Source organism: Methanomassiliicoccales archaeon, assembly GCA_038850735.1.
Classification (GTDB): Archaea; Thermoplasmatota; Thermoplasmata; order Methanomassiliicoccales; family JACIVX01; genus JACIVX01.
In genome coordinates this window covers 115,265-137,289 of sequence record JAWCLO010000002.1, presented here as the reverse complement: position 1 = coordinate 137,289, position 22,025 = coordinate 115,265, and the positions used below count along the sequence as shown (strand labels likewise).

At 42.6% G+C, this 22,025-nt stretch carries 22 protein-coding genes; 6 read left to right on the top strand and 16 right to left on the bottom strand.

All coding sequences use genetic code 11. The features are described from left to right. Nucleotides 1–247 precede the first annotated feature (247 nt). The 4 genes from QW087_02105 to pgk all read left to right on the top strand — a co-directional run bounded on the left by QW087_02105 (nt 248) and on the right by pgk (nt 4,664). Nucleotides 248–1,240, top strand: a complete 993-nt coding sequence (locus QW087_02105) for a histone deacetylase (protein ID MEM2943518.1) — start codon at nt 248–250, stop codon at nt 1,238–1,240. 103 nt (nt 1,241–1,343) lie between these two features. Then, complete coding sequence (locus tag QW087_02100) at nt 1,344–2,360, top strand: type II glyceraldehyde-3-phosphate dehydrogenase (protein MEM2943517.1); 1,017 nt, start codon at nt 1,344–1,346, stop codon at nt 2,358–2,360. Nucleotides 2,361–2,414: 54 nt separating this feature from the next. Further along, nucleotides 2,415–3,428: a type I glyceraldehyde-3-phosphate dehydrogenase gene (gap, locus tag QW087_02095; protein MEM2943516.1), complete on the top strand. Its 1,014-nt coding sequence runs from the start codon at nt 2,415–2,417 to the stop codon at nt 3,426–3,428. 9 nt (nt 3,429–3,437) lie between these two features. Then, nucleotides 3,438–4,664 carry a phosphoglycerate kinase gene (pgk, locus tag QW087_02090; protein ID MEM2943515.1) on the top strand — a complete coding sequence of 409 codons (1,227 nt, stop codon included), beginning with the start codon at nt 3,438–3,440 and terminating at the stop codon, nt 4,662–4,664. On the opposite strand, the gene QW087_02085 is transcribed toward pgk, so the two are convergent. The 14 genes from QW087_02085 to QW087_02020 form a co-directional block, all read right to left on the bottom strand. Next, nucleotides 4,659–5,810, bottom strand: a complete 1,152-nt coding sequence (locus QW087_02085; protein MEM2943514.1) for an aminotransferase class I/II-fold pyridoxal phosphate-dependent enzyme — start codon at nt 5,808–5,810, stop codon at nt 4,659–4,661. The genes pgk and QW087_02085 overlap by 6 nt on opposite strands. After that, entirely contained in the window at nt 5,800–6,648 is an 849-nt protein-coding gene (gene dapF, locus QW087_02080; GenBank protein ID MEM2943513.1) for a diaminopimelate epimerase, read from the bottom strand. Before dapF ends, QW087_02085 begins: the two co-directional genes overlap by 11 nt. Next, the gene (gene lysA, locus QW087_02075; GenBank protein MEM2943512.1) at nt 6,645–7,913 is read right to left on the bottom strand and encodes a diaminopimelate decarboxylase; all 1,269 of its coding nucleotides are present in this window, start codon (nt 7,911–7,913) and stop codon (nt 6,645–6,647) included. The genes dapF and lysA overlap by 4 nt, the downstream gene beginning before the upstream one ends. Further along, nucleotides 7,906–9,258 carry an aspartate kinase gene (locus QW087_02070; protein MEM2943511.1) on the bottom strand — a complete coding sequence of 451 codons (1,353 nt, stop codon included), beginning with the start codon at nt 9,256–9,258 and terminating at the stop codon, nt 7,906–7,908. The genes lysA and QW087_02070 overlap by 8 nt, the downstream gene beginning before the upstream one ends. Continuing rightward, nucleotides 9,258–10,046, bottom strand: a complete 789-nt coding sequence (dapB, locus tag QW087_02065) for a 4-hydroxy-tetrahydrodipicolinate reductase (protein MEM2943510.1) — start codon at nt 10,044–10,046, stop codon at nt 9,258–9,260. Before dapB ends, QW087_02070 begins: the two co-directional genes overlap by 1 nt. A gap of 18 nt (nt 10,047–10,064) precedes the next feature. After that, nucleotides 10,065–10,949 (bottom strand): 4-hydroxy-tetrahydrodipicolinate synthase, encoded by an 885-nt coding sequence (dapA, locus tag QW087_02060; protein ID MEM2943509.1) that lies wholly within the window; start codon nt 10,947–10,949, stop codon nt 10,065–10,067. After that, nucleotides 10,950–11,372 carry an Lrp/AsnC family transcriptional regulator gene (locus QW087_02055; GenBank protein MEM2943508.1) on the bottom strand — a complete coding sequence of 141 codons (423 nt, stop codon included), beginning with the start codon at nt 11,370–11,372 and terminating at the stop codon, nt 10,950–10,952. It lies immediately after the preceding gene. A 582-nt stretch (nt 11,373–11,954) separates the two neighbouring features. Then, nucleotides 11,955–12,596, bottom strand: a complete 642-nt coding sequence (locus tag QW087_02050; protein ID MEM2943507.1) for an orotate phosphoribosyltransferase-like protein — start codon at nt 12,594–12,596, stop codon at nt 11,955–11,957. A gap of 77 nt (nt 12,597–12,673) precedes the next feature. Then, complete coding sequence (locus tag QW087_02045; protein MEM2943506.1) at nt 12,674–13,576, bottom strand: 2-dehydropantoate 2-reductase; 903 nt, start codon at nt 13,574–13,576, stop codon at nt 12,674–12,676. Beyond that, nucleotides 13,573–14,565, bottom strand: a complete 993-nt coding sequence (locus tag QW087_02040) for an endonuclease V (protein ID MEM2943505.1) — start codon at nt 14,563–14,565, stop codon at nt 13,573–13,575. Before QW087_02040 ends, QW087_02045 begins: the two co-directional genes overlap by 4 nt. A gap of 7 nt (nt 14,566–14,572) precedes the next feature. Further along, entirely contained in the window at nt 14,573–15,286 is a 714-nt protein-coding gene (locus QW087_02035; GenBank protein ID MEM2943504.1) for a metallophosphoesterase family protein, read from the bottom strand. 466 nt (nt 15,287–15,752) lie between these two features. Next, the gene (locus QW087_02030) at nt 15,753–16,217 is read right to left on the bottom strand and encodes a hypothetical protein (protein MEM2943503.1); all 465 of its coding nucleotides are present in this window, start codon (nt 16,215–16,217) and stop codon (nt 15,753–15,755) included. 347 nt (nt 16,218–16,564) lie between these two features. Continuing rightward, entirely contained in the window at nt 16,565–16,888 is a 324-nt protein-coding gene (locus QW087_02025) for a cupin domain-containing protein (protein MEM2943502.1), read from the bottom strand. Further along, on the bottom strand, nt 16,885–17,376 hold the full coding sequence (locus tag QW087_02020) for a nitroreductase family protein (protein MEM2943501.1): 492 nt from the start codon (nt 17,374–17,376) through the stop codon (nt 16,885–16,887). The genes QW087_02025 and QW087_02020 overlap by 4 nt, the downstream gene beginning before the upstream one ends. A gap of 325 nt (nt 17,377–17,701) precedes the next feature. On the opposite strand from QW087_02020, the gene QW087_02015 reads away from it, so the two are divergent. Beyond that, nucleotides 17,702–18,781, top strand: coding sequence for a radical SAM protein (locus QW087_02015; protein ID MEM2943500.1), 1,080 nt, complete (start codon nt 17,702–17,704; stop codon nt 18,779–18,781). Here the strand turns inward: QW087_02015 and QW087_02010 are convergent. Further along, nucleotides 18,742–20,328, bottom strand: coding sequence for a mechanosensitive ion channel family protein (locus QW087_02010; GenBank protein ID MEM2943499.1), 1,587 nt, complete (start codon nt 20,326–20,328; stop codon nt 18,742–18,744). The genes QW087_02015 and QW087_02010 overlap by 40 nt on opposite strands. A gap of 144 nt (nt 20,329–20,472) precedes the next feature. On the opposite strand from QW087_02010, the gene QW087_02005 reads away from it, so the two are divergent. After that, entirely contained in the window at nt 20,473–21,357 is an 885-nt protein-coding gene (locus tag QW087_02005) for an A24 family peptidase C-terminal domain-containing protein (GenBank protein MEM2943498.1), read from the top strand. Here the strand turns inward: QW087_02005 and QW087_02000 are convergent. Further along, nucleotides 21,293–21,988 carry a hypothetical protein gene (locus QW087_02000; protein ID MEM2943497.1) on the bottom strand — a complete coding sequence of 232 codons (696 nt, stop codon included), beginning with the start codon at nt 21,986–21,988 and terminating at the stop codon, nt 21,293–21,295. The two genes, QW087_02005 and QW087_02000, sit on opposite strands and share 65 nt — an antisense overlap. Nucleotides 21,989–22,025: the final 37 nt, after the last annotated feature.

Sequence of the window (22,025 nt, the reverse complement as noted above, 5' to 3'; positions counted from 1 at the left end):
TTATGATCACCACTGCGCTAATACAAGAAATAGTCCGGAAACTAGAGCGCGTGGTCATATCTAGCACGTTCGTCCTTTATCTCGAGATCACTATTTAATATTTGCTAGATATGACAGAGAAGTTAAATGCAAACAGCTGAATCCGCTAACCTTTGTGGCGTTGACAATCTAATAAGTTATCTGTTTCCATGCTGAGATCCTTTTGGTGGGAATGCTTTTATTTGAATCGTGCGCAGTGTATGCTTTGATGACGATAGTTTTTCACGAGAGGTACCTTGATCACATGCAATATAGAGGCCATCCCGAGCGTCCAGAGAGATTGATGACTGTTGTTAGAAAAATGATCGATTTAGATTTATGGAAGGACGTATTAAAACCTGAAGCCGCGACCGAAAGTGATTTACTGCTCGTTCATACGAAGGATCACGTGGAAACCATAAGGAACGCTGACGAGGGTTTTCTCGATCCTGATACATACATCAGAAATGAAACTTTTGAGATTGCACTTCTTGCTGCGGGGGGAGCGATCGCAGCTGCTAATTATGCTTTCTTTCATAGAAAACCTGTTTTAGCACTATTGAGACCGCCAGGACATCATGCTGGAAAGAACTTTTGTGGCGGCTTTTGCTATTTTAACAATGTGGCGATCGCTGCAAAAAGACTTTCTTTGAACCGGCTGGCGATTGTTGACCTCGACGTTCACCACGGCAATGGCACAGAGAACGTTTTCTATGCAGATAGGAGTGTGCTTTTCATATCGTTGCATCAATATGGAATATACCCATGCAGTGGCGCCGCTGAGGATGTTGGTGTCGGAGAAGGAGAAGGCTTCAACATCAATATTCCCTTGGGAAGTGGATCGGGCGACGGAACCTATTTCTATGCCTTCGAAAAGATAGTTCAGCCGTTGATGTTACAATTTCAGCCGGAAGCTCTTCTGGTGAGTTTGGGAATCGACGCGCATCATAAAGACCCCCTTGCCTCGATGAAATTGTCATCCTATGGGTATGTAGAATTATGCCGGCGATTAATTCAAATTTCCCCCGATTCTAGAATAGCGTTCATGCTTGAAGGTGGCTACGATCTTGAAGCAACCGCCGATGTTCTTTCTGCATTAGTTGCACAATTCCAGGTAAAGAAAATCCCCCTTAGGCACGAACAAATGACAGATTTAGAGATTGTTGGCAAAAGGTTTGTAGATAATGTGGTCAACGTGCAGAGAAAGTATTGGGATCTTTGATTTTTTGCCGCTCAGGTTCATATATCGCTACTTAGATTCGGAAGAAAACACTCAATAGCCTGTTAGCATCCTGAGGATGCACCAATACGCGAGGACGAGAAAGATGAAGGTTAGAGTTGGTATCAACGGCTATGGTACGATCGGGAAGAGAATAGCATTTGCAATTGCGAAACAGGACGACATGGAAGTTGTTGGTGTTACCAAAACGAAACCAAGTTATGAAGCGCGGCTGGCAATTAAGGAAGGCATTTCTCTGTATGCGGCGAAACATGAACACATCGAAGCATTCGAAAAGGATGGTATTAAGGTTGAAGGGACGCTTGAGGACCTTCTTTCAAGGGTTGATATCATGGTGGACGCAACACCTGGAGATGTTGGCGCTCTTTACAAACCAATTTACGAAAAAGCAGGCGTGAAAGCAATATTCCAGGGCGGTGAGAAACACGGTGTTGCGGGAATATCATTCAATTCATTTGCTAATTATCATGAAGCTTGGGGTGCAAGGTTTGTGCGTGTGGTGAGTTGCAATACCACAGGTCTGATAAGGACTCTTTATCCAATCGATAAAGTATTTGGAATAGAACGAGTTTTTGCTGCCTTGATCAGGAGGGGTGCAGATCCCGCAGATCGGAAGGGTGCCGCACTTAACGCGATTGAACCAAGTCTTAAGCTTCCGACGCATCACGGTCCAGATGTTCAGACGATTATGCCTTGGTTGAACATCGAAACAATGGCAGTGGTGACCCCTACGACTCAAATGCATATTCACTGTTTAGCCGTTGATCTGAAGAAGAAGGCAAAGGACGAGGATATTTTGTCAGTTTGGGATAAAGTTCCTAGAATAAAATTTGTGAGCGGCAAACACGGCATTAAGTCCTCTGCGCAGATCATGGAACTCGCTCGAGATCTCAACAGGCCTCGGGGAGATTTCATGGAGATTATTGTTTGGGAAGATGGAATAAAGGTCGTGAATAGTACGCTTTACTACTATCAGGCCGTTCACCAGGAAAGTGATGTGATACCAGAGAATATCGATTGCATTAGGGCAATGATGAAGCTTGAAAGGGATCCACTCAAGTCGATAAAGAAAACAGATAGATCTCTTGGCATCGGTAAATGAGCAACCTTTCTCAATAGAATACTTTTTGCATGTTCAGTAGTATTAATTAATACTATGCCCCTAAGAGTAGCTATAAACGGATTTGGCAGGATTGGCCGCTCCTTTTTCAGGTGCGCTATTGAAAGACCAAACTATGTGGATGATTTTGAAATTGTGGCAATCAATGATCTTGCAGCTCCTCGAATACTTTCTCATCTGTTGAAATATGATAGTGTGCACGGAAAACTTCATGCAAAAATAGAATTGGAAGGAAGCCTTTTGAAAGTCAACGATAGAACGGTTAAATTTCTATCTGAAAAGGACCCTTCTCGTCTGCCTTGGCAAAAAGAAGAGGTCGACGTCGTTATTGAAGCAACTGGATTTTTTGTTGATAGAAGAGCAAGTAAGCATCATCTCGAGGCTGGAGCGAAGAAAGTTCTAATAACAGCACCGGCTGTCAATCCTGACATCACTGTAGTTTTGGGTGTGAATCTGGAGAAATATGATAAGGTGAAGCACAATATTATCTCAATGGCTTCGTGTACGACGAACAGCGTAGCGTTGCCTGCAAAAGTCCTCAATGACAATTTTGGCATAATTTGCGGTCTCATGACAACGGTTCATGCATATACCACTGATCAAAGACTACTGGACTTCCCTCATACTGATCTGAGGAGGGCCAGGTCTGCCCCTATGTCTATTATTCCAACAACGACTGGTGCGGCAAGAGCGGTATCTGAAGTTCTTCCAGAACTCGAAGGTAGGCTCGATGGTTTAGCCCTCCGAGTTCCTGTTCCAAACGGATCAATTTCTGATTTAACTGTTTGGCTTATGGAGAATGTTGAAAAGACTGAAGTAAACGAAGTTCTCAAAAAAGCAGCGGAAGGTTCTATGAGGGGTTTGCTTGGTTATTCGGAAGATCCAATAGTGTCAGTTGATATAGTGGGCGACCCACGATCCTCCATCATCGATGCGCAAAGTACCATGGTTTCAAAGGAAAAAGGTAATTTAGTCAAGGTGCTATGCTGGTACGATAATGAATGGGGATATTCAAATCGATTGATCGACTTCCTTTCATACATCCTTTGAGGTGTTGTTATGAGGGAATTCAATACTCTGGACGATTTCGATGTAAGAAAAAAGACCGTTCTCTTGAGGGTAGATATAAACTGCCCATTGAAGAAGGACACGCTAGAAATTGAGGATGCCAATCGAATACGGCAAGTAATCCCAACACTGAAAGAATTGCTCGATAAGCAGGCCAAAGTTATCATTCTTGCCCATCAAGGAAGACCAGGTGACTGGGATTTCATACCACTGAACGAGCACGCCTCTATTTTGAGCAATTTTCTAGGAAAGGAAGTACGGTACGTAGATGATCTCGTAGGGCAACAAGCGGTCGAGGCAATAAGATCTCTCAATCCAGGTGAAGCTATTCTCCTGAAGAACGTACGCGAATTGCCCTATGAACAGGATAAGAAATCACCGGAAGAGCACGCAAAGTCTGAACTCGTTAGCGTGCTTGCCCCGCATGTAGATTTATATGTCAATGATGCATTTGCCGCAGCTCATAGGGCTCACTGTTCGTTGGTGGGCTTTCCTCTTGTGGTACCATCGGCTGCTGGTCGGTTAATGGAAAAAGAACTGAACATGTTAAAGAAGCTTTTTGAAAATCCAACAAAGCCGTCTGTATTCGTTCTCGGCGGCTCGAAATTAGCCGACATTGTTGCGGTAGTAAGCCGTTTGATCTCTAAGAAAATTGCCACTCGTGTCATTCTTGTTGGATTATCTGGACATGCATTTCTCAAGGCAAGAGGAGTTAATCTCGGGGCATGTAATGAGGAAATCCTCGAAAGCGAGTTGAGCGAGGACAGTCTGGTCTCGGCAAAGAAACTTCTGGAGGAGAAAGGCGAATACATAATACTTCCTCACGATGTCGCAATCGAGGTTGATGGTAAACGGCGAGAGATTCTCGTAGGCGATCTTCCTTCGGAATATCCAATCCTGGATATAGGCAGAGCATCAATCGAGAAATTCATTAAGATTATTCAGAATGCGAAGACAGTTTTCATGTCAGGGCCTGCTGGGATGATTGAGAAAAGGGAATTCACGCTCGGTACAAGAGAATTACTCAAGGCAATGGCCAGCTCGCATGCATATACAGTTATTGGAGGTGGCCATACAGTCAGTGTTGCAGAGTCGTTGAAGATTTCTGACCGCCTTACATATGTAAGTACTGGCGGAGGAGCACTAGAGACTTACATGATGGGCAAGCCGCTTCCTGCGGTTGAAGCCCTCAAATTAGCTGTGAGGAGAAGCTCATAAGATCTCCCGCATTCTTTCAATAGCCTCTTCAATCCTCTCCACAGGTTGGGTTAGAGCTATTCGGACATAACCTTCACCATATTCTCCGAATCCAACTCCCGGCGTAACAACAACCCCGGTAGCTAGCAGTCTCTTGGAAAAGTCCATCGAGTTCTCTTCGACCGGAATCCATAGATAGAAGGTTCCTTTTGGCGGCTTAACATCGAAGCCAAGGCTTTTCATTCCTCTGACAAACACATCTCGCCTTTTGAGATATATCTGGCAATTTCTTTCGACGCTCAACGGCTTCTTAGAATCGACATATTGATTTAGTGCACATATAGCGGCTTTCTGAATGAATTTTGGAACACCAGAATCGACCTGGGATTTGACCTTTTTTAAGCCTGAAATCAGGCTTTCGTTGCCTACGGCATATCCAATCCTATATCCAGTCATGTTGAAAGTCTTTGACAAAGAACCGAATTCGATGAATTCTCTCCCATATTTCAATATGCTGGGCGCAACGTAACCATCAAAGGTGATCTCCGAATACGCATTATCATAGCAGACGATCGTCCCCGTCTCACGGCCCCATTTAGCCAGTTGTTTTAAGAATGCGTCGGTTGCAACAGCACCGGTGGGGTTGTTTGGGTAATTAACAAAGAGCATTTTCGCATCTTCTGGAAGTTTATCTAAGTCGACAAGAAAATTATTATCAATTAGTAACGGAAACCTCAAAGGAACTCCATCAGATAGTAGAGTGCCTCCCTGAGCATATACAGGGTACGAAGGACTTGGCACAAGAACTTTATCGCCTGGGTTTATGAATGCTCTGCAAATATTGACTAATCCCTCTTTGCTTCCCATTGTTATAACGACTTCCTTTTCGGGATCAAGATCCACGCCGAAGCGCTTGAAATACCAATCGGCAACCGCTCTCCTCGTTTCTGCCTCGCCAGCACTCGTAGGGTATTGATGGTTCGCGGGATCTTTTACTTCCTTAATAAGCGTTTCAACGATTTCGCTTGGCGTCGGAATATCAGGGTCGCCGATTCCGAAGTCAATGATATCAATGCCCTTTGCTCTCAGGGCGCTTGTTTTTGCTTCAATCTCTGCGAATAGATATGGGGGAATTTTCTTCAATCTTTCTGCAATTTCATGCGTCATCGAAATCACTCCAGTTGAAATTACCTTCATACACACAAACCGCGGGACCACGCATTAGAATTGAAGTGAGCGTCTTCGGAACTACGATAACAAGAGAGCCGCCGGGTAGTTTGACTTTGATTTCTTTATCAAATTCTACACGTCCCGTAATTGCAGCTGCTACAGTAGTAGCGCATGCACCAGTTCCGCAGCCTAAAGTCCATCCAGCTCCCCTCTCAAAAACTTCCACTTTGATCTCATCTCTTTCCACTGTGGCAAACTCAACATTAGTTCTTTTTGGGAACATTGAATGCTTTTCTAATAACGGACCAATTGTCTTCTTTTCTTCTGTCGTAAAATCATCAAAAGTGACGAAGTGTGGATTTCCTATAGAGACCGCGGTGCCTTTGACTTTTCTCCCATCGATTTCAATTATTCTGTCGATAAACTCCCCGTCGAATTTTACTGGGATTTTCTTGCAGTCCAAAACAGCCTGGCCCATGTCGACGATAACTTCCGAAACAGCACCTTCATTGACAAGGCATTCGACATGCTTTATTCCAGCCAGCGTTGATATACGCATTTTTTTGCTTTTTATTATTGAATGATCATAGAGGTGTTTTGCGGCGCACCTTATCCCATTTCCACACATTTCAGCCTCACTGCCATCAGCATTAAAAATCCTCATTCTTGCATCTGCATCGCTCGTTGGCGAAAGAATTAGGATTCCATCTCCGCCTATTCCATAATGTCTATCGCACATTCTTGCCGCTCCTGAAGCGGTGGGTGTCAATCTTCCCGTTTGATCATAAATGAGGATAAAATCGTTTCCGATGCCGTGATATTTCCAGAATTTCAAACCATCAGCCTCGACGGTATCTTCTGAAGTCTCAGTAAATCGTCTAGAGTCTCAGCCTCGCGTATGACATTTGCAACTCCATTGCAGACTAGAATTTCACGGCATCTAGGCCGAGAATTATACTGGGAGCTCATGGCAAATCCATATGCACCTGCGTCATAGACCACGAGGAGATCCCCCTCTTCTAATCGTGGGAGAAGTCTTTCTTTTGCAAGGAAGTCTCCAGACTCACAGATGGGGCCAACGACGTCATAAATCACCTCTCCTGGGGCATTGAGTTTGTTTGCCACAACTACGTGGTGGTAAGAGCCGTAGAATGCGGGTCGTATGAGCACATTGAAGCCAGCATCTACACATGCAAATTTCTTTTCAGAAGTTTCTTTAATATCGACAATCCTGGTTAACAAGACTGTAGTGTCAGCCACGATGTATCGGCCTGGCTCAACAGCTAGAGTTTTGACCGAGCAACCCTCTTCGATCTTCGAAACAACTTCCTTAGCCAGAAGTTCCAAATCCATCGGTTTTTCCTCGGGCTTATAGGGTATACCGATTCCGCCACCGATATCAATAAATTCGAGATTTATTTTCAGCTTATCTTCAAGTTCTCTTGCAATGGATGTCAGAACTTCCGTCACCTTCACGAACGGCTCGACATCTTGAACGCCTGCACCAATATGTGCATGCAAACCTACCGGGATAAGATCAAGATCTACGGCCTCAGTATATGCCCTGACTATTTCCTCCTTGGGAATTCCAAATTTAGATTTCCTACTTCCTGTGACAACGTGATCGTGATGACCTGCGCCAACATCAGGGTTGACTCGTATCGATATTGGAATTTCCTTCTTGATTTTCGCAAGCCTGCGCATTTCTGAAAATGAATCAATGTTGATCAATACTCCCTTTGAAGCGACAGCCTCTAGCTCTTTAGTCGAAACACTCACCCCAGTATACATGATTCTATCTGGGGAGAAACCAGCCCTCAGGCACGTTTCAACTTCGCCTATTGAAACGGCATCAATATAGCTTCCTTCCTGCCTTAATATCCTAAGAATTGCTAAATTTGTATTAGCTTTGCAAGCATAGTGAATGCGCGTTCGAATATAGCGAGAGAAGACCTTGTTGATCCGCCTAAAATTCTCCCTAAGCGCGAGCTCATCAGTAACATAAACGGGGGTTCCATACCTTTCGGCCAACTTTGTTACCGGGATACCACCAATTAACATTTCACCATTAATGCACTCGAATTCTCTCAATTCAACCACCTATGTATCGATCGTGAAGAAGTTTGACTACCTCATGAGCTCTCTCACTCGGAACAACAAAATTCAAGGCTATGTCCGAGGCACCTTCAGAGATCAGCTCGACATTTGCCTGTGCTTCTTCAACGACTTGGAATATTTTAGCTGCCACACCCATTGTATCGATCATGTTATCACCTACTGCGCAAATCAGAGACATATTGTTCTTTACCATCAGTTTTTCCATTCTCGACTCACCAAGGTCATTGATTTTCTTCAGAGCTTGCGGAACATCTGATGTCGGAATCACTATTGCAAGGGTTGAAAGGGATGTTGAAATTGCATAGGTTGTAATGCCATCTTCGCCGATGGCATTGAGAAGATCTGATACAATTCCAGCCTGATAGGCGATTTCTGATGAATAGATCTTAACGATCGAGAGATCTGATTTGATCGCAACACTCCTCAGAAGACTCGTTGCTGGGGAACGGAGATTATGAATGAGCGTCCCGCTAGCTTCGGGATTGAAGGTATTTTTTACAATCAATTTGATTTTCTTCCGGCGAACTGGTTCAATTGTTCTCGGATGAAGCACTTTTGCACCAAAATATGCAAGTTCGCCAGCTTCTCCATAATCCATTTCCCTTATCGTCCTTGCCGAAGGAACAATTCGTGGATCTGCTGTCATGAATCCATCGACATCGGTCCAGATTTCCAAGTAGTCTGCTCCAATCCCATATGCAACTACGGCTGCTGAGTAATCTGAGCCACCACGACCGAATGTAACTGGTTTTCCGTTCTTTCCACGTCCGTAATAGCCCGTAATGACTGGAACTTTACCAGAATTCATCAATGGAAGTATTGTCTTCTTGAAATTCGCTGCAGTTGAATTCAGATCTGCAAAACCATTTCCGTGGACGCCCAAGGCCACTATACCAGCCTCTTCAGCAGTCAGCGGTATCGCATCGATTCCGCGTGCCTTTAGTAGAGATGAAATCATGATGACCGATAACCGCTCGCCCCAGCTTGCAATGGTATCCCCTGTAGCCGGATCCTTTGTAGTCTTATAATGTTCCAGATATGGTCCCAATTTCGAAAGCGATTCCTTTATCTGTGTTGAGTAGGTACTGGATCCAGCGTCACTCATTTTTGGTGCTACTTGATCGATGTATTTCGATTCTAGAAATGCGAGGAGCGACTCCGGACTCTGATCATCGTCTTTCATCCATGCAAATAATGCATTGGTCACCCCTGATTGCGCCGAGACAACGATTGCCTTCTTGGCATTTTCATGCGCGATAATGTTCAATACACGCTCAATAGCATCTTTAGAGCCAACACTCGTTCCTCCAAACTTCATAACTTTCATCAAAGCTCTAACACCTCACTCATTGAATGGATTTTACCGTCATTTCTTTGCCATACCCATCGGATAGCATGAATCACGCCCTCAGCAAAAGCCTCTCTTGAATGTGCCCGATGAGTAAGTTCTAGTCTTTCTCTTTTTCCAGCGAATATAACAGTGTGTTCACCAATAACATCGCCACCCCTGAGCGCATGAAGGCCAATTTCTTTACCCCTTGGTCCAGTGATTCCTTCCCTACCTGTTACGAGTTTGCTTATGCCTGTAATATTGCTAATAATTTCGGCCGCTTTTTTGGCCGTTCCAGAAGGTGCATCTTTCTTCTGATTATGATGAAATTCAATGATCTCTACATCATAATCCTTCAAAGTTCTAGCCATTACTTCGCAAGTATTCCAAAATACGTTAACGCCAATCGAAAAATTCGGAGAAATCACTGCTGAGACTTGATGCCTCCGTATAGAAGTTGAAAGCTTTGCAATAAACTCTGGGGGAATACCAGTTGTCCCTATCACCATATTCACGCCAGCTGGTGGTACCTTCATCAAATTCCTTTTAGCCGCATCTGAAGTTGTGAAATCTACGTATACATCAGCGCCTTGTAGGGCTACATCTAATTTGTCATCGCCAACAGCGATTACGTCACTTTGGATTTTCTTCCCAACGTTTTTTCCAAATGACGAAACAATCGCTCCATAAAGCTCCATGTCTTGTTGTTGTGAGATAAGATCACAAATGAGGGTACCCATTTTTCCAGTCGCACCAGCTACGACGACTCGAATCAATGTTTTCACCACACAATCTCTTAAGTCTCACTGATCTCCAATACTTATGCCCAGCTCACGTAGTGTGTTTTTCAAAATTTCGAGATTGGCTCCACTCATGTCGCACAGAGGCAATCTAAATACCCCAGCTGGCTTTCCCATAAGTCTTAAGGCAGTTTTGACTGGGATAGGATTTGTTTCGATGAATAATGTCCTGAATAAGGGCATTAATTTGTAATGCAAGTGGCGAGCATCTTCCCATTTGCCAGAAAGTAGACAATCGACCATCTTTTTAACCATTAAAGGAGCAACATTTGATGCAACCGAAATGACGCCTTTTGCACCCAGTGTCATCATTGAAAATGTGAGGATATCGTCTCCTGAGAAGACAGTGAAACTCTTTGGGGTTTGTGCGATTATACTCATCACCTGAACTATGTTTCCACTCGCTTCTTTTATTCCAACTATGTTCGAAATTTCAGCAAGTTTAGCTACAGTAGCCACTTCGATATTAGAACTAGTTCTGCTGGGTACATTGTAGATGATAATGGGGATATCAACTGATCTTGCAATTTTCTCATAATGTTCATAAATTCCTCTCTGAGTGGGTTTGTTGTAATAAGGCGATATGGAAAGTATTGCATCTGCTCCTAAATCCTTTGCTGCCTTGCTAAGAAAAATCGCTTCTTGAGTAGAGTTGCTTCCAGCCCCCGCAATTACCTTAGCTTTTCTGGCCTGATCCACAACAATTTCTATAACCCTAATGTGCTCTTCATGAGAAAGTGTCGCCGATTCCCCAGTTGTACCACACGGCACTATAGCATCTATACCTTGTTCCTCTTGGAAATTTATAAGCTCGCGCAACCCTTCTTCATCTATACTTCCATCCTGCCTAAATGGTGTGATGATAGCGGTTGCACAACCATAGAACATCTAAGATCCTCCAAAATAATCTTTCAAGATCAGCCTCGTTCTTGTTGATTGAACGTTCTCGAATCGTCTAATCTTTTCGATGATGTCGTTGAGCTGGGGTGAAGAATTCACATCAACGATTGCAACAATATCTTCATCTCCTGTCACTTCAAAGACCTCTGAAACTCCTTCAAATTTTGATATTTCGCTGGCAACAACTGATGTGTTGACATTCACGTTGATTTTTATCTCTATGATTGCTTTCACATTCTTGTTGCTGGTCTTTATTGTAAAGCTTCTTATAATGCCATCATCAACTAACCGTCTGACCCTGCTGCGTACGGTACCCTCTGAAACCTTTAGTTGATTCGCAATATCAACAAAAGGTCTTCTTGAGTCCTTCTTGAGAATTTCAATAATTTTCTCATCCAAATGATCCAACATGGTATCCCTTCCACAGTTTCGTTTTTCGTAACGCTGAATTCTAAGAATAGAAAGAAATTATTTAATTCTTCCGAATTCTTGAGAATAGCTATGAAAACATGCAATTTCTCACAAAAATGAATTGAATTTGAATTTCAAAGTCTCAAGGATCTTAGCAATACGACCCACAACCACGATCGCAATATTTTGTTAGTATACTAGTGCCTATTAATCCCCAAAATTTTTCGATGATATGATTATCTTTATAGCTTCATGGATTATGCATAATTTAGATTTACTATGTGTGATGCTGAGAATTGATGGCTCTTTCAGCAGGTTAAGCTCTCCATTTGCGAGTAAATCTTTTTGAGCCAGAATTTATACAATGCTGGCGATATCCCAAGGATGTTAACAGACAGTCAGATTGAGGCGTAGCGGAAAAAGTTTTTCGATGAATCGAAGGGATATCTGAAGACGAAAGTGTATTTATAATTTCATCTCGACGCTCGGCGTATGAATTACATTCCTGAGTCAATATCTAAAATAATATAGCAGTTCCTAATTGGCTTTTATTACATTCTCCGCGCGGTCTTAGGTTCAAATTTAGCCATACGGAAATGAGTGTAGTGGACCGCCCCCCAAAATCGTACCACCCATTGAACGGGCCCTGATAATTCCCCTGAGTGGAACACCGTCTATTTCATTCAGGCTGCTCTTGTTAACAATGACAACTGCAAGTATCGGCTTGCCACCAGTTTCTCGAATGTCTTTGATGGCTTCTTGCAAAGTTGCCCCTGTTGAAATAACGTCGTCGACGATTATAACGTTCTTTCCCTCGACGGACGCAAAGTTTGAACTGAAAGCTCCACCTTTTTTTCCTCTTTCAGCTGGTGGCTTATAAACTGCCAATTCCATACCGAGCATATCGGATATAATCGTTGCAAAAGACACTCCATTAATTGCGATGCCAAGCACAACGTCCGCTGAAACTTCTCTTTTATCAAGTTCTTCTATAATTATATCAGCGAGGATCTCGCTCATCATACTGATACGATTTCCGAAAACGCCAATACTCCTCCATCCGATTTTAACGTCAGATGGTGGAAGTAGCCCTGCACTGCCCTCCTCGAGTAGATATTTAACTGTGTCAATTGAAAGGTGCAATTCATCGGCGATCTCTCTTTCACTGAGCCCCTTCTCTTTATATGCCATTGCCCTCTCAGCAAGCTCTCTGACATCGACCATATGTGATCACGCAGGAAAATCATGGTGCGGCGATATTAATCTTTCTAGCCCGCATACTCTGGATATATTTCGATCGATTAAAGTCCTTTTTTTGTCAAGGCCCTAATCAATCTCCACAAAGTCTCATTAGCTGGTACGGAAAAACCATGTTCTCTAGCTTTTGAAACAATCTTCCCTGTAATCTCATCGATTTCAGTCTTCTTACCTTTTCTAATGTCTTGTAACATGCTAGAGATATTTTCCCCGGTTGCTCGAGCGACGTTTAATGCCTGCGCAAAAGGATCATCTGTAGGCAGAGCAATATTCTCTGCTGCCGCAACCGACAACGCCTCTTGGCAAACCATCTTCGCTAATTCGGTTAGATCTTGATCTGCTAATATGCAACTATTTGATCTGCTCATGATCGCGGTGATCGGATTGATCGTGGTATTTACAATAGCCTTTAGCCATATTTCTCCTAGGATGTTGTCGGTGACACGGCTTGTAATCCCACAACGTGTGAAAATATCGGCAATCTCTCGCGCAAGATGTATAGATCCGTCAATGCTTCCGACTATTGCGTCACCAGCGCCTGCAAAACGAATGTGACCAGGTTCCAGGAATGTAACCCCAATCGAGGTCACGCATGCATACACTTTATTTCCGTATTTTGCACGAAGAATGAAAATATTCTCAAGGCCATTTTGAATGGAAAGCACATTAGTTCTTTCGCCAACTATTGATTCGATTTCATTCGCTGCCTTTTCTGTATCATAAGCCTTAACGGTTACAATTACCATGTCTTGTTCTGCTAATCCCGAGACGGTTGTCTGAGCATCGGGATAAACAAATTTGTCTACTAGCCCTGAGATTTTCAAACCATTCTGTAGAATCGCATCAACGTGTGCCGTTCTTCCGATAAGGACAACATCATGGACTTCCGAAAGCAAGCCTCCAAAGAAACTGCCAATGGCACCCGCACCGAAGACGGTAATTTTCAAAGTGCATCCCTTCTTTGATGCTCGGAACTCTTTCTTGCATTATTCGCAATGCGGTGTGCTTTTCTTAAAGGATCTGTTGAATGTTGTCTCAGACATTTTATGTATATATCAAGAGCTGATTCTAGTGAAATCTTATGACCAGCAGAAATGATCCTTGTGCCCCATTTCTCAATTTGCACCCTATATCCTCTTATTTTATTATCGAGTATTACCGCAGAGATTTCCGAATTCTTATCCTGGATAGTGCCAACTAAAAGCTCCTTCGCAATGCCAATTGTTGGCACATCAAATTCCACACCAATGTGAGAAGCGATACCGAAGCCGCGGGGATGGAGAACGCCGTGACCATCAATTAGGTATATTGTGTGCGGTTTAAATGTAATCAGATCCGCGATAACAGGGATCTCTCTGAAACCTAAGTAAGAAGGTATATATGGGAATCGAGCATCCTTCACAACCACCCGCTCTTCGACGAATTCCCCTGCATCCATGTCTAATACAGCGATTGCTGCATAACCTTTATTTCCCTCGTATGAAACATCAATCCCAGCGACATACCTGGCCGATTCAAAAACATCATTTTCAATAACTAACGATTTCATCTTTAGCTGTTTTTCCAAAAGCAATTTCAAAATCGGTGGCGCTGTGAAGGCGCGAAATCGAATGCGCTCGAAATCCTTTACTTTATTGTTTTCAATTTGGACACCTTCCTTCATAAGCAGTTCCTTCTTCTCCTCCGTTCCTTTGCCGTACCCACCATACCATCCTATTTCTCCATTAGAATATACCACTCGGTGACACGGCACGATTACTGGGAACGGATTTTCGGAAACAACTTTGCCGATGGCTCTCGAGGCACGAATGTCTCCTAAGGCTGATGCAATATCACCATAGGTCGTTACCATCCCAGCGGGTATCTGCTTAAGCATATCTAGCACGATTTCCCGCAGGATGTCAATGGAGTGTGACGGTATTTTATCGCAGTACATCAGTGGTCTAGCCTCCTAATTCCACAATAGTAATCGCTTTATTAAGTGGCAGTGACACATTGAAGACCGGGATTGGTTTACTGTCTCCTTTAAGCTGATCAAGTCTCTTCTGCAAACGAACCAATTCAGCGTATCTGGTTCCCCTGTGGGCATGAGCATGAAAAACCACATCCGGGCGTTTATCTAGAATGACCTGTTCATATTTTATCGAGGCCATTTCTTGATATTTATCTGGTTTTTCGCCAACAAGGGTTTTGTACGTCGGTCCATAATGCATTAGAAGAATCAGAAAATCAGAATCATCTCGTTCCAACAGTTCATAGATCTTAGCGACACGTTCTTGATATCTTCTCCATATTTCAGGCATATGAGTTCTCTGCCACCATGTGGGACGATCAAGTGAACCTGTGGTACCGATAATCTTGACGATCTTATTCTGAATATTCAGTATTATTTTCTCATCTTCGAGGAATATGATCTCGCTTCTTTTCTTGTACTCCACATGGGATTCGTCGTATTCTTCATTTCCAAAAACCGCAATCATTTTGGCACTTGTCAATCTTCTCAACTTTTTGATGGCGAGATCAAATTCATCAAGGTTGTTCTTTTCGGTGAGATCGCCTGCAAGAAGTAGAAGATCGAGATTTCGATATTCGTCCCTCTCTGAAAGAAATTCAAGAAATCTAGCACCATGTAAATCGCCTACCGCTCCTACTCTCATCAAGGAGAGCATTGATTTCATGCTCAAAGCTTCTTTCTGAGCACATTCGGATAACTGTTGTTTTAATAATACTTTATTCAATGTGGGGGCTCACATGATCATTGTAGAATTCTTCCACAGTTCTAAAAAATTCTGCATGAAAATCAGATGTATGAACCATATGGCGGAAGGTATAAAACCATGTATCGGGTGATGATCCAAAATTGAGGATGTGAAAATTCGCGCATAAACGGCTCGGAAACACCTGCGCTTCTAACGGGACTCTTTTTTTTAAAAAGATCGGGGCACAAAATCGCAGTGGTGAATTCTTCGCTTGCATAATAAAAAAACTATCATTTACTTACATTGATTAGCCTTCCCGCTACGCGTAACGACTAGACATCATGATTTTTCATAAGAAAAGTTTGTGTTCATGGTGCCTGTGGAAACAGAGGGGATGGCGATTTGATACCGCCATCTTCGTTTCTCATTCAAGTATGGGGAATCGCTTTACGATTCTGGTTTCGGACCACCATTTGCCGAGACCTAGCACATGACCAGACTTGAAATTGGCTATTCCAACTAGACAAATCAAATATATTATGTGCTCATCGATCACCGGATTGTGCAGTGGAGGGACATTGGTAAGATAAAGGATAAACATTAGAATCGCACCCGTATAACCAGCAATCTTCGTTCCAATGCCAAGTATAAGCGATCCTCCAACTAATAATAATGCAGCCATGAATAAGATGTCTACGAGAATGTTTCCAGCCAATTCATTGAAGACTTCGGCAAAGATTCCCGAAACTCCAAATTTAAGGAATCCTGTAGTCGGTGAAACGCCATTCAACCATGAATTTTCTGGGGCGGTGCTAAACCCAAATCCAAATAATTTGTCCAGAAAGGCCCAGAACAAAATCCATCCGAGAGCGATACGCAAAGCACCCATTATAAATTCTGGTTTAAGGAACCTATTAATTATACTATCAAATCTAGCTTGCATATTATTCACTATTGTTAAACATATTATCAATGTAATATCTTTTCTCCCTAAAAAAATCGAAAAACTCTATCAATAGTCGAGAATAATTCAAACAATAAGAGAGAGTATTAGCGCTGTTGAATTAACCATGACTTGTCATTTGTGGGATGATAGCCTCTGAGGGTCAATACGGGTCCAATATATTGACAGTTGACAATTAACCTAAGATACAAAGCTAAGATGTCGCAGTTGTATTTGCAGGAGTGTTGAATGGCATGTCATTGAACAGGCCGATGATCTATTGTTGATAACATCTACAGAAATCGCACTTCTACCATCTTAACTAATCTATCATCGCTTTCAAAATAGTGTTCTTCATTCGCTTCGAATATCAGAAAATCGCCAGGCTTAAATTGGCGAGATTCTCGCCCGTTGCTAACAACCCCATGCCCTTCGACGACAAACATGACCTGCCTTAGAGCGTGAGCATGCGGCCGCTTTGGTACTCTCGATTTTGGATCGATCTCTCTTAACCCAATTACGATATTTTGCTCATTCACGACATCGGAGATGACGACCACGCCTCGATCCCCTTCGGATATTGTTTTTCCCATTTTTTGGGCATTCACGATTTTCATTTTTTCTCCCCGTATTTTTCCCAGTATACAAGATCTTCAAGCGGCTTCCTTGGTCTGGCTTCTGGCGATTCTGCTGGATATCCTAACGTCATGCAAACTGTTACCACAAGACCTTTCGGAACCCCGAGATACTCGGCAACCTTCTCTTGATCAAACGCTCCTATCCAGCAGGTTCCAAGACCTTTTTCTGCAGCTGCCAAGGACAAGTGATCAAGTGCTATGGCAACGTCAACTCTATACCATTTCTGGGTCGGATCATCCACAGCCGCGATAAAAGCTGAACATTCTTCAATGAATTTCTGGTCGCGACAGAGCGGTACTAGTCCTCTTTTTTTCTCCTCGTCTCTCACCACTATGAATTTCCAGAATTGCCTGTTAGCACCGGAGGGTGCAAGTCTTGCAGCTTCCAAAATCTCTTTAAGAGTGTTCTCTGGAATCTCTTTTTTCTTATATTTTCTAATGCTCCTTCTGCTTCTAATTACCTCCATCACTCCCAAGACAATACCCCCAAACATCCTTGTTTAATACATCTGCAAGATTAAAAGCCAATATGCAGTATTAAAGATGTATGATTTCTAATTTAACCTTATCTGATTGGTGGGCCGGGGGAATTCTTAATCATTTATCTATTTCACAAATCTAGGAAATCTGATATTTATCGAAGAATAATGGCTTATGGATCAGAACTTAGTCCCATCGCTCTAGCGCTCGTTTCTAATTTTGGATGATCTTAGTGTATTTTTGTTTCATAGTATAGTTGGGATACAATTTGAAGAGAAACACTTAAACGAAAGATTCGCAGAGTATGATTTGATGTCTAACGGACTAGATAGATACTATTCGATTCTGGCGGGCAAAGAAAAGGCATATTTCCTATTGGCCAAACAAATACCCGTGGATTTTTCTTCTTCGCAAAGTGATGAGGAGCTATGGGACATTCATAGGCGAGCAATGGAAGAGTTTCGATCTTTCATATCACATTCAAGCTCCATGAGATTGTCGGGTGAAACTGGCACAAGTAGGAACAACAGATCTCTGCTCGATCTGAAATTGGAGCTTTCACGGAGAATGATGAGTAGTTGCGAGATCTGCGAGCGCCGATGCCACGTAAATAGGCTTGAGGGAAACAAAGGGATCTGTGGTGTGCTGGATGCAAAAATCGCCAGCGAATTTCTTCATTACGGCGAAGAACCGCCACTTGTTCCATCTTACACTGTATTCTTTAGCGGGTGCAATTTTAGATGTGCGTATTGTCAAAATCATGATATTAGCACCAATCCCCAGTTGGGATTATGCATTCCGCCACCTGTAATGGCAGAAAAGATCTCCCAGAGGTTCGGGGGGCGAGGCGGTACGGTTGTGGCGTCTTCGCCCAGAGATATGAGTCTTATGCGTGCATTGAATGTGAACTGGGTGGGAGGAGATCCAACGCCCAATCTGCATTATATTATCGACGTTCTCCGTCATACGTCGATAAATGCACCACAAGTGTGGAATTCAAATATGTATTTGACACAAAGATCGATAGCATTGCTGGACGGACTAATTGATATATATCTGACAGATTTCAAATATGGTAATAATTCATGCGCCAAACGCTTATCCTGTATTAACAATTACATCGAAGTGATCACACGAAATCATATCATTGCTGCCAGGCAATGTGAAATTATCGTCAGGCATCTTGTGCTTCCAAATCATGTAGAGTGCTGCACAAAACCTGTACTGAGATGGATTGCGGACAATATCCCTAAGGCTGTTGTCAATGTTATGGATCAGTACAGACCTTTGCACAGAGCGTTCGAGCATTCCGATATTAACAGACCTCTCAAATACTCCGAATTCGAAGAAGCTTATTCCTTCGCTTCGGAATTGGGTCTTCGGCTCATTTGATCATCACCGTCAGAATGACGAATCCATATAGTTCTCTGCGGGAACGGAATTTCTATGCCAGCCTCTCGGAACAATTGATCGATCCTTTTCCTTATATCCGATGTGGCCTTCCATTGATTGCGAACGTCGTCGACCCAAAAGTAGATCGTAAATACAAGCGCCGAGTCGCCGAAATTTTCGAACCTAACAATCGGGGCATGCTCTTCATCCTTCAATACATTTTGATGTTCAAGTGCGGCCTGCATCATCAGCGACTCGACCTTATTAATATCAGAACCATACGCAACTCCTACGGTGACGCTTTTCTTGTATCTGCGATCTGGCCTCATGATGTTAATGATCTTCTTATTTGCGATTTCATTGTTTGGAATTACAATATTTGAGTGCTTGAAAATATCATAAAGTGTAACGCTCCTTAAACCGATTTTTCGAACTTCACAGACTTCGCCATCTTCCATCATCAGTAGGTCGCCTACCTTAAATGGGCGATCGGCAAGAAGTTGGATACCGGCAAATAGATTGGAAAGCGTCGACTGGGCAGCAAGACCTATGACTAGACCCAGAACCCCCATTCCTGCTACAATTAGCGTCACATCAAATCCAAGTATGTGAAGGATGACAGTGAATGCCACCAATGGTATTATAATCATTCCAATTTTCTCAAATACTGGGACTAGCACATCATCAATCTCGATCTCAGTTTTTTTCGCAAAACTTTGGGCGTAGTAAATAAGTATATTGTGATATATCTTGTAAGCAATCCAAGCTATGACGATCACCATTGAAATTGTGTAAACCAATTCGATTGTCGCCACGATCTCGATCGGTATATTCAGAATCTCAAGTGAATTGACCATCCCATAGAGAACTATTATTGCGAATAACGGTCCGTGAATAATCTTCAAAATACGATCGTCCAGTTCAGTTTTTGTTTTCTTTGTAAATTGATGCACAATGGGATCTATTACAAACGCTATAAAAAGAGCTATGGCAATCCAGCCGATTAATGTCACTGCAAATGCACCATAATTCGTATCAAGTGGGGGTGGCAAGAAATTATCCCAGACGCCAAAAATCTTATTCTCTCCAGCTCTTGTCCCAAATAGCGAAATAACCCGGAGATGGATATTTTCAACGATCTTGTATGAATTCAATGGTGAACTCATCTCTGTAGCATTGAAAATGATCCGGAACTCGACATCCCTTGATGCCATTGTTTTCGATGTTGTAATATTTAGAATCACTGTACCGTGTTCATTGGCGTCCAGAGTCAGTATGTCATTATTGAAGTGAGCAGTCCAATCTTTACCAAATTCTGGTTCGATCGTAACTTTTACGAGATATGATGATGAGGCATTGTTAAATATGACCCATCTGAAATGAGCCGTTTCGCCCGCGTCTATTTGCTGTTCAAATGGGTCTATTGGAAAGACGTTTACCATTTGCGAGGCAGAGACCTGAGCAACGCCTTGGAAGAGGAAAATTGCAATTGCAAAGAATGGCAACAGTCTGCCAATGAGTTTGAAGATGCCATCTGCAATCATCATGTTCTTCCCCGGGCGTAAATGGCTTCATTGCATCCTACTATAAAATTTTGTTCCTCTGTTCTCCAAGGTTATTTGTTTGGTATCTTTAAATTCGAATCCGATCTGAGGAAAGGTTTAATTCAATGATTCAAATCTAGCCGTTAAATGGAAGCCTTGGACCTTATCAGGATCACTGTTTCTTTTTTCATCTTGGCAATCGCATCGATTTCAGATTGGAAGACGCGTACAGTTTCTGATTCTTACTGGATTTTTCTCGGAAGTACAGCTCTTATAGCTCTCTTTTGTGAAATACTTATATCAGGCTTGGACATACTCTATTCAATATATCTGATACCTCTTGCAGTTATTTTCTATGACCTTTTTTGGGAAAGAAGGGGGATTTTCGAAGATGGCATCAATGTCGTTCCGCTTTTTCTGTATATCCTAAGCTTTTTGATTGTGATTTACCTTCTAATTGAATTCTGGTATGATTCCTTCATGTGGCATCTAATGACAGTTGTTCTTATGTTCGGAATAATCATTCTTTTTTATCAGCTGGACATCATCAAGGGCGGTGCCGATGCCAAAGCTCTTCTTGCATTGTCAATAATGTTTCCAATGTATCCAACCGTTCACACGTTGCCAATAATTGAAATTCCCAACCAGATAAATGAGATTATCTTTCCGTTCTCTCTTCTCATACTCTTCAACGCTGCGCTCCTTACAATTTCTGTGCCAATAGGTCTCTTCATATATAATCTAGCCAAAGGGGACAGAAAGTTTCCGGTAATGTTTTTCGGTTATAAAGAGAAAGTTGAAAATGTTCGATTCAAATTTGTATGGCCACTTGAATTCATCGAGGAAAATAAGAGAAGACTATCGCTCTTTCCAAAAGCAAGCGATTCATCGGAATTTGATGTTGAGGTATTCAGAAGAATGGGAGTTGAGAAAATCTGGGTTACGCCAAAGATACCTTTCTTGATACCTATAACGGTCTCTCTAGTCGTTTCTTCTGTGATAGGTAACCCGATATTCCTCCTGACAAGCTAAAGGCACACTCATCAGAAAGAGGGCAACTATTGCAAGATGGATTTTTCCTGCAATACGTCTTAGAAAGTTGTACGAGCAGTGAGTAGAGTTCTGCATAGACTCTCGGGTTTTTAGGCATTCTTTCCTCTACGAACTGTTTCACGTAATCATAGTCATCTTTTTCGACAAGTCCTAACCTCATGAATACCCTTGCACAATACTTGGCGGCAACAAAAGTAGGTTTACGACCAGCAAACAGCAAAATCGCATCGGCCGTCTCTTTCCCTATACCGTCAATGCTCATCAATTCTCCCCTCGCCTCCGGAAGTGCCTTCTGAAGGACACCCATCGGATTTGAATCATAATAGTTGCGAAGGTGTAAAGCAAGCGCCTTTATTCGTTTGGCCTTTAGCCTATAGAATCCAACTGGTCTTATGATGTTTTCGAGCTCTTTTTGGTCAATATTAACAAGCGAATCGACCGAAAGCAGTCCCCTATTTTTCAATTCTTTTATCGTCTTTTCCACGTTCTCCCACATGGTTTGCTGAGTGAGAATTGCGCCTATCATTATCTCAAAAGGGGACTCAGCAGGCCACCATCCATCAACCTCAAAAATAGTAATTAGTTTGGCATAAACTGTTTGGATATCCACGTTCTTGTGCATTTCATTTCAAAATAATAAGTTTTGA

Bases quoted from the DNA above. Each gene is read 5' to 3' on its own strand.
- QW087_02085 (MEM2943514.1), bottom strand. From the start codon at position 5,810: ATGACGCATGAAATTGCAGAAAGATTGAAGAAAATTCCCCCATATCTA.
- pgk (MEM2943515.1), top strand. From the start codon at position 3,438: ATGAGGGAATTCAATACTCTGGACGATTTCGATGTAAGAAAAAAGACC.
- QW087_02040 (MEM2943505.1), bottom strand. From the start codon at position 14,565: ATGTACTGCGATAAAATACCGTCACACTCCATTGACATCCTGCGGGAA.
- QW087_02020 (MEM2943501.1), bottom strand. From the start codon at position 17,376: ATGGAGGTAATTAGAAGCAGAAGGAGCATTAGAAAATATAAGAAAAAA.
- QW087_02105 (MEM2943518.1), top strand. From the start codon at position 248: ATGACGATAGTTTTTCACGAGAGGTACCTTGATCACATGCAATATAGA.
- QW087_02070 (MEM2943511.1), bottom strand. From the start codon at position 9,258: ATGAAAGTTATGAAGTTTGGAGGAACGAGTGTTGGCTCTAAAGATGCT.
- QW087_02055 (MEM2943508.1), bottom strand. From the start codon at position 11,372: ATGTTGGATCATTTGGATGAGAAAATTATTGAAATTCTCAAGAAGGAC.
- dapA (MEM2943509.1), bottom strand. From the start codon at position 10,949: ATGTTCTATGGTTGTGCAACCGCTATCATCACACCATTTAGGCAGGAT.
- QW087_02100 (MEM2943517.1), top strand. From the start codon at position 1,344: ATGAAGGTTAGAGTTGGTATCAACGGCTATGGTACGATCGGGAAGAGA.
- QW087_02025 (MEM2943502.1), bottom strand. From the start codon at position 16,888: ATGAAAATCGTGAATGCCCAAAAAATGGGAAAAACAATATCCGAAGGG.
- QW087_02030 (MEM2943503.1), bottom strand. From the start codon at position 16,217: ATGGGTGCTTTGCGTATCGCTCTCGGATGGATTTTGTTCTGGGCCTTT.
- QW087_02015 (MEM2943500.1), top strand. From the start codon at position 17,702: ATGTCTAACGGACTAGATAGATACTATTCGATTCTGGCGGGCAAAGAA.
- gap (MEM2943516.1), top strand. From the start codon at position 2,415: ATGCCCCTAAGAGTAGCTATAAACGGATTTGGCAGGATTGGCCGCTCC.
- QW087_02010 (MEM2943499.1), bottom strand. From the start codon at position 20,328: ATGATGATTGCAGATGGCATCTTCAAACTCATTGGCAGACTGTTGCCA.
- QW087_02050 (MEM2943507.1), bottom strand. From the start codon at position 12,596: ATGGTCGATGTCAGAGAGCTTGCTGAGAGGGCAATGGCATATAAAGAG.
- QW087_02035 (MEM2943504.1), bottom strand. From the start codon at position 15,286: ATGAGAGTAGGAGCGGTAGGCGATTTACATGGTGCTAGATTTCTTGAA.
- QW087_02005 (MEM2943498.1), top strand. From the start codon at position 20,473: ATGGAAGCCTTGGACCTTATCAGGATCACTGTTTCTTTTTTCATCTTG.